Below are 7,037 nucleotides of genomic sequence, written 5' to 3'. Positions count from 1 at the left end.
TCCTTGCACCGATCCGCCGCTCAAAGAATTGCTGGTGATCTTTTGCCCGCCATCCATCATGCGAGGAGCGGGCATCCTGGGTGTAGGAGAAACAGTGGAAAGGCTGAGCAGCGAAGTCCTTTATTCGATTGTCGGCGATATCTACGATTGCGTGTTGAACCCCGACGGGTGGACTGGGGTCATGATCCGCGTCACCAAAGCCATGGATGCGGCCTATGCCACCATCGCGCTTGCCAGCACCGCCGGCAATCATGGCCGCTTCGCGGCCCAATCGCCGTGGGATCCAGAGCAGATGCGCGTCCTCCAGGAGGATTATGACTTTGACGCGATTCCCGGGCTGAAGGCCGCGGTCGTCGGCGATATCGACACGCCCGTCGCGACGCTGTCGCATATGAGCGAAGCCGACCTCCAGCGGTCGCCCTTTTTTCAGAATTGGGCCAGACCGCAGGGATTGCGTGAAGGCTGCATCACCAAATTCGTTCATACATCGGACCGGATCGGGCTCATGGGTTGCACCACGCGTTCGAGCAGGGGGATGATTTCGGCCGAGGAGCAGCGTTTCCTGGCCATGCTCTCGCCGCATCTGCGCCGTGCGTCGCTGATCGGCGATCTGCTCGATCAGACCCGCATGGCCGCCAATCTTTATCGCTCTGCGCTCGACCATCTCGCCGTGCCGGTCGTTCTGACCGGCGCCGACGGCACGATCCTCCATGCCAATGGAGCCGCCGAGCTGATGCTCTCGGGGCATGGTCCCATTCTCTCCAGAAATGGTGTGCTGCAGACGGAGAATCCGGCGGTGGCTCGCGCCTTGCTGGAAGCGATCGCCGGCGCCGCGGACGCGGACGGCTTGCTTGGCTCACGCGGCATCGGCCTGCCTATCTCGGCCCCGGGTCGGCCGCCCGCTGTCGCCTATGTGCTGCCGTTGAGCGAAGGCACAGCGCGCGCGGCTTTCCGGCCCGCCTGTGCCGCTGTCTTCGTCTCGACCATGACGTCCTCTTCGCCGCTGCCGGAGGCCGTTCTCACCACGCTGTTCGACCTCACGCCGGCTGAGGCACGGGTCCTGCTGCGCGTCGGTAGCGGGTTGTCCGCGTCCAGAAGCGCATTGTTGCTCGGCATCGGCGAGAACACGCTGAAGACCCACCTGAATCGTATCTTCGCCAAGACCGGCACGCGCCGCCAGGCCGATCTGGTCAAACTCATCGCGGATATTGGCCCGCCCGTCGCGGCTCAAGCATCATAGGGCGGGCCGGCTGAGGTCGCCAATCTCCGCCTTGCCGAGGAACCAGCAGTTTCCTGCCGCGCCGATCCGCCGCGGCTGATCGGTCACAGCGATCGGGAAGTGCAGCGGTGCGCTCCGCGACAATTCGGACGCCATCGAACTGACGACGCACAATATCCGCATCGGCATTGCCCATGAATCCTGAACCTGAGGCGGTGAATCTTTCCTTGAGCGGGGAAGATCGCGTGCTTGGCCACCTGCGCCGATCGCCGACGTCGGCTCCCCATTGGACTTCGCCGGGACACCACCCATATTGAGTCCATGGAGCTTTGAGCGTGTCCTTCGCGCGGGTGGCCCTTCTTGCCGCGGCTTTTGTCGCCGCGGCTGCGTTTTCTCCCTTCGCCTCGGCCGGGAGCGAGAAGGTTGCGCTGAGCGTCGCCATTGACGGCGCTATCGGGCCGGCGAGCACCAGGCAACTCGAGGAAGCGATCGACGTCGCCGCCAAGCGGAACGCCGAAGTCCTCATTCTGCAACTCGATACGCCCGGCGGGTTGGTCACCTCGATGCGCGAGATGATCGCCGACATCCTGGCGTCGCCGGTGCCCGTCATCGGCTATGTCGCGCCGGCCGGCGGCCATGCGGCGAGTGCCGGCACCTATATCCTCTACGCCACGCATGTCGCGGCGATGGCGCCCGGCACCAATCTCGGCGCGGCGACACCGGTCGAGATTGGCGGGCTGCCGTCACTCCCGGGCGGCGACAAGGGCGATCAGAAGAACCAGGGTGACCAGAAGGGTGAGGACGGTCGCCCGGCGGGCGACGCGATGATGGCCAAGGTGACCAATGACGCGGTCGCCCTGATCCGCTCGCTCGCCGAACTGCGCGGGCGCAATGGCGACTGGGGCGAGAAGGCGGTGCGCGAGGCCGCGAGCCTGTCGGCCAATGCGGCGCTGCAGGAGCATGTCATTGACTTCGTCGCCCACGACACCACCGAGCTGTTGCAATTGGCCGATGGGCGCACCGTCGATGTGGCCGGCAAAAAAGTAGTGCTGGCGACCAAGGGGCTGCCGGTCGAGACGCTGGAACCCGGCTGGTTCATCCGGCTTCTCTCGATCATCACCGATCCGAACGTCGCGGTCATCCTGATGCTGGTCGGCGTCTATGGCATCGTCTTCGAGTTCACCAGTCCCGGCGCGGTCGCGCCCGGCGTCATCGGCACCATCTGCCTGGTGCTCGGCCTCTATGCACTCAACCTCCTGCCGATCAACTATACCGGCCTTGCGCTGATGCTGCTCGGCATCGCCTTCCTCATCATGGAGACCCTCAATCCCACCGTCGTGCTTGGTGTAGGCGGCGTCGCCGCCTTTCTGTTCGGCGCCGCCATGCTGCTGAGGGTGGAGGGGCCGGGCTTTGCCATGTCATGGGCCGTCGTCGGTCCCGCCGCGGCGCTGACGCTTGGGCTGGCGCTGCTGACTGGCACCTATGTCTGGGCGGCACGCAAGAACCCGCCGCGCGTCGGCGGCGAGGCGATGCGCGGCCTGCCGGTCGAGATCCTCGATTGGCAGGGCGGCGAGGGCCATGTGCTTGCCCAGGGCGAGCGCTGGCGGGCACGGGCCGACGAACCGATCGCAACCGGCGACAGCGTCGAGGTCACCGACATAAGCGACCTCGTGCTCACCGTGCGGCGGCGCGATGCGGGAAGGAATGGAGCAAGACAATGATGGTTGGTTACGTGGCCTATCTGGTCGTCGCGCTGGTCGTGATCATGTTCCTGGCGGCGGCTGTCCGCATCCTCAGGGAATATCAGCGCGGCGTGGTCTTCACGCTCGGCCGCTTCACCGGGGTCAAGGGTCCTGGCCTCATCATCCTCGTCCCTTTCGTGCAGCAGATGGTGAAGGTCGACCTGCGCGTGGTGGTGCAGGATGTGCCGCCGCAGGACGTGATTTCGCGTGACAACGTCTCGGTGAAGGTAAACGCGGTGCTCTATTTCCGCATCGTCGACGCCGAGCGCGCGATCATCCAGGTCGAGGACTACATGGCCGCGACCAACCAGCTGGCACAGACGACGCTGCGCTCGGTGCTCGGCAAGCACGAACTCGACGAGATGCTGGCCGAGCGCGACAAGCTCAACAGCGACATCCAGGAGATCCTCGACCAGCGCACCGACGCCTGGGGCATCAAGGTGTCCAATGTCGAGATCAAGCATGTCGACCTGAACGAGAGCATGATCCGCGCCATCGCCAAGCAGGCCGAGGCCGAGCGGCTGCGGCGCGCCAAGGTGATCAACGCCGATGGCGAGCAGCAGGCGGCGGCGAAACTGGTCGAGGCGGGCCGGATGCTGGCGGCCGAGCCGCAGGCCATGCAACTGCGCTATTTCGAGGCCCTGCACGACATTGCGGGCGAGCGCTCTTCCACGGTGGTGTTCCCGCTGCCGGTGGATCTGCTCAGCCAGTTCATGAAGGGGGCGGGCGGGGCAAAGTAAGAATCAGCGGAGCCCGGCCGCACAGTCGTCGCAAAATCGCCGCTCTTGCCGGGAATCGTACGGCTGGCAGCTGCGTGGCACGCGGGGGGAGAAGCCATGATGAGACTACCGATCATGGCGGGCCTCGTTCTGGCAGGTTCTCCGGCGTGGGCAGGCGACATACCCTATGCGCCTTCGGCCAATGTCCCCGACTATGTCGCGACGATGACGGTGCAACCATCGGGAAATTCGGCCGGATCCCATACGAGGATCGTCACACATCATGACGGCTGGGTCCGTGTGGACGAACTGGGGACTGTCATCTACGGAAATCCGGCAAAGCAAATAACGGTCTCATTCCTTAGGGATTCAAACTATTCCTCTGTTTCGGTAAACCGTCGGACGTCGACGTCCTACGAACGAATTCGCGCAGTGACGGAAACCGGCCAGACCGAGACGCATGCCGGCGAGCCGTGCGAAGTGGGGGACGTTGTGCGGCGCGATCCAGACAAGCCGGCCCCTGGACTGCAATGGCTGAGTTGCGTGACGGCTGATGGTATCGAGATTGCCACGAGGGTGTTTGTCAACGGCTCGCTGTTTCAATCGACGGCGATTGTCAGCCTCGAACGGCGCCCCGTGTCCGCCGAGGAGGTCGAGCTGCCTGCCAATTTGCTGGATGTTGCCCAATGGCTGCACTTCGAGCATCGGGCACCCCAAGCTGCAACGGCCGTCATGCGCCCACCTGACTTTGCCATGCACATGCAATGGCAAGGTGCGGTCAGGGCATTGCGACGGCACGATCCGTGGACTTACGATGAAACATCGTATCCCGATGGACGGCGAACCCTAAATATCCGCAACGATCAAACGGGGCAGGCACTATCCTTCGGGGCCGCCAAGGGTGGCGCGTTCGAGCGGCTCTCCATATGCGAGAAATGTCAGTCGGCAGATTCGCCCGCGATCCACCTCGGCCGCAATGTCATCCCGGAGAGAATGGACCGAACGGACAATGTTCTCGGCGAGGCGTGCGACTGGTTCGACATGGCTCCGGGTACGTTTGACATAAACCTTTCGCAATGTCTGACGCAGGACAAAATCCCGCTAAGAATCGGCAGTGGTGGAGCGTGGGGACCACGTGAGGAATTTGTCGCCGATGAGGTTCAGCGCCGAGAGCTCAAGCCCGAAGAGATTCTTCCACCCAGCGATGTCCTGAACCGGTCGAACTGGGATTTTCCAGGATAGGCGGGGAGATTGGCGAAAATCGAATGACGGCACCTCATTGCCGCCAGGGTGGCACCGCCGCGAAGCGCTTGCCGATCCAGTCGGCGAAGGCGCGGGTCTTGGCGGCTTGTCCCTTGGCCGAGGGCACGACGACATAGACCGCGCCTTCGTCGGCCAGCGTCCACTCCTCCAGGACAGGCACCAGCCGTCCGTCGGCGAGTTCGCGGCCGATCAGCCAGTCGGTGCTCATCATCAGGCCGAGGCCCTGCACGGCGGCCTCGACCAGCACCTCGGCATCGTCGCTGACCAACGGCCCGGAAACCTCGACGCGGGCGCGCCGGCCCTCGCGGTCGGTCATCTCCCAGGCCGGAAAGGTCTGCAAGCCGCTGAAGCCCAGGCAGGAATGCTCGAGCAGCGCCTGCGGTGTCCGCGGCCTGCCTCTTCGCGCGAGATAGGCGGGGGCGGCGCAAAGCAGCCGGTGCCGCGTCGCCACCTTGCGCGCCACCAGCCGCGAATCCTGCAGCGCGCCGAGCCGCACGGCGACGTCGAAATTCTCGGCGACCAGATCGGCGAAGCGGTTGGAGAATTCGGCCTCGATACGGATATCGGGAAATTCGGCAAGGAATTGAGGCAGCATCGGTCCGATCCACATGCGCCCGAACGTGCCAGGCAGCGCCAGCCTGAGCAGACCGCGCGGGCTGCCGTCGGCATGCGCCGAAGCGGCGGCCTCGGCTTCGTCGACGGAGGCGAGGATAGCGCGCACGCGCACCAGGAATTCGGCACCGGCTTCGGTCAGCGACACGCTGCGTGTCGTGCGATGCAGCAGCCTGACCCCCAGCCGCTCCTCCAGCGCTTGCAGGCGCCGCGACAGGATGGTCGCGTCGCGCCCGACACGCACTGCTGCCCTGGTGAAGGAGCGCGCCTCCGCGATGGCCGCGAAGGCCGCCATTTCGGCAAAGGCCGCCGGTTCGTGGGACTGCTGCATGTTTCGCACTACTCAAATGCAAAATGGAATGATTATCCAGAAATAGCGCAACAGATAGGTTCACTCAACCATCGATCGTCTCAACGGAGTGAAACCATGAAAGACATCGAACTGAGCCAACCCAGGCTCGACGCCTTCCGCACCGCCACTGTCGCCACCCCCGAACCGCAGCGCGGCGAGGTGCTGATCCGCCAGCGCGCGGCAAGCCTCAATTTCGTCGATGTCGCGGTGGCGAGCGGCAATTATCCCGGACCGAGCTTTCCGCTCATCCCGGTCGCCGACGGCTCCGGCGAGATCGTCGCGCTGGGCGAGGGCGTTACGAGTTTCAGCACGGGCGATCGCGTCGTCGCCCATGCCAAGCCTCGCTGGATCGGCGGCCGGCCGCGACCCTACGAGATGACACAGATGCGTGGCATCTCGCTGCCGGGGTCCCTGGCCGAATATGTCGCGCTGCCGGCCAATTCGCTCGTGCCGGTCCCGGCCCATCTCTCCTTCGAGGCAGCGTCGACATTGCCGATCGCCGGCACCACCGCCTGGAACGCCATCCGCGCCGCCAATGTCGGGCCGGGCTCGGTCGTCGTGCTGCTCGGCACCGGCGGCGTCTCGATCTTCACCCTGCAGCTTGCCAAGGCGGCAGGCGCCACCGTCATCATCACCTCGTCGTCGGACGAGAAGCTGGAACGGGCGAAGGCGCTGGGCGCCGATCATCTCATCAACTACCGCGCGACATCGGACTGGGACGGCAAGGTGCTGGAGCTGACCGGCGGCCTCGGCGCCGACCTCGTCGTCGAGACCGGCGGCACCGCGACCTTCGCCCGGGCCGTCAACGCCACCGCGCCGGGCGGCACGCTGTTCACCATCGGTTTCGTCACCGGCGCCGAGGCCACGGTCAACCTGCTGCCGATCATCATCAAGGCGCTGAAGGTGATCGGCAACAACACCGGATCGGTGTCCGACCTTCGCGACGCCGCCCGCGCTATCGGCGCGGCCGGGATCGAGCCGGTCGTCGACAAGGTGTTTTCACCTGATGAGGCAACCGAAGCCTACGCCCACATGGCCGCCGGCGGCCTGCACTTCGGCAAGCTCGTGTTCGGGTTGGAGTGGTAGGGGCGAAAGCGACCGAGCGCGCAATCTTCCACCGGAAGTAAGAT

7 protein-coding genes are annotated in these 7,037 nt (G+C 64.9%); 5 read left to right on the top strand and 2 right to left on the bottom strand.

Features of this window, described 5'->3' with window-relative positions; translation table 11 throughout:
* Positions 1–1,240, top strand: a 1,240-nt coding sequence (locus C1D09_RS25255; protein ID WP_342780255.1) for a helix-turn-helix transcriptional regulator, incomplete at its 5' end; no start/stop codon positions are given.
* Here the strand turns inward: C1D09_RS25255 and C1D09_RS33295 are convergent.
* Positions 1,235–1,408 carry a hypothetical protein gene (locus C1D09_RS33295; protein WP_167514745.1) on the bottom strand — a complete coding sequence of 58 codons (174 nt, stop codon included), beginning with the start codon at positions 1,406–1,408 and terminating at the stop codon, positions 1,235–1,237. The two genes, C1D09_RS25255 and C1D09_RS33295, sit on opposite strands and share 6 nt — an antisense overlap.
* A 146-nt stretch (positions 1,409–1,554) precedes the next feature.
* On the opposite strand from C1D09_RS33295, the gene C1D09_RS25250 reads away from it, so the two are divergent.
* From C1D09_RS25250 to C1D09_RS25240, 3 genes are all read left to right on the top strand, one after another.
* The gene (locus C1D09_RS25250) at positions 1,555–2,940 is read left to right on the top strand and encodes an NfeD family protein (protein WP_143976803.1); all 1,386 of its coding nucleotides are present in this window, start codon (positions 1,555–1,557) and stop codon (positions 2,938–2,940) included.
* Positions 2,937–3,701 carry a slipin family protein gene (locus C1D09_RS25245; protein WP_143976802.1) on the top strand — a complete coding sequence of 255 codons (765 nt, stop codon included), beginning with the start codon at positions 2,937–2,939 and terminating at the stop codon, positions 3,699–3,701. The genes C1D09_RS25250 and C1D09_RS25245 overlap by 4 nt, the downstream gene beginning before the upstream one ends.
* Positions 3,702–3,800: 99 nt before the next feature.
* A complete protein-coding gene (locus C1D09_RS25240) occupies positions 3,801–4,922 on the top strand; it encodes a hypothetical protein (protein ID WP_246135871.1) in 1,122 nt (373 codons plus the stop codon).
* 34 nt (positions 4,923–4,956) lie between these two features.
* Here the strand turns inward: C1D09_RS25240 and C1D09_RS25235 are convergent, their stop codons facing one another.
* A complete protein-coding gene (locus C1D09_RS25235; RefSeq protein WP_143976800.1) occupies positions 4,957–5,886 on the bottom strand; it encodes a LysR family transcriptional regulator in 930 nt (309 codons plus the stop codon).
* Between the two features lie 96 nt (positions 5,887–5,982).
* On the opposite strand from C1D09_RS25235, the gene C1D09_RS25230 reads away from it, so the two are divergent.
* Entirely contained in the window at positions 5,983–6,993 is a 1,011-nt protein-coding gene (locus C1D09_RS25230) for a zinc-dependent alcohol dehydrogenase family protein (RefSeq protein WP_143976799.1), read from the top strand.
* The last annotated feature ends 44 nt before the right edge of the window (positions 6,994–7,037 follow it).

The organism is Mesorhizobium intechi (assembly GCF_002879535.1).
In the GTDB taxonomy this organism is placed as follows: Bacteria; Pseudomonadota; Alphaproteobacteria; order Rhizobiales; family Rhizobiaceae; genus Mesorhizobium; species Mesorhizobium intechi.
This window is presented reverse-complemented; position numbering and strand designations above follow the sequence as displayed.

Coding starts and splice junctions, on each gene's coding strand:
- C1D09_RS25245 (WP_143976802.1), top strand. CDS start 2,937: ATGATGGTTGGTTACGTGGCCTATCTGGTCGTCGCGCTGGTCGTGATC.
- C1D09_RS25235 (WP_143976800.1), bottom strand. CDS start 5,886: ATGCAGCAGTCCCACGAACCGGCGGCCTTTGCCGAAATGGCGGCCTTC.
- C1D09_RS25230 (WP_143976799.1), top strand. CDS start 5,983: ATGAAAGACATCGAACTGAGCCAACCCAGGCTCGACGCCTTCCGCACC.
- C1D09_RS33295 (WP_167514745.1), bottom strand. CDS start 1,408: ATGCCGATGCGGATATTGTGCGTCGTCAGTTCGATGGCGTCCGAATTG.
- C1D09_RS25240 (WP_246135871.1), top strand. CDS start 3,801: ATGAGACTACCGATCATGGCGGGCCTCGTTCTGGCAGGTTCTCCGGCG.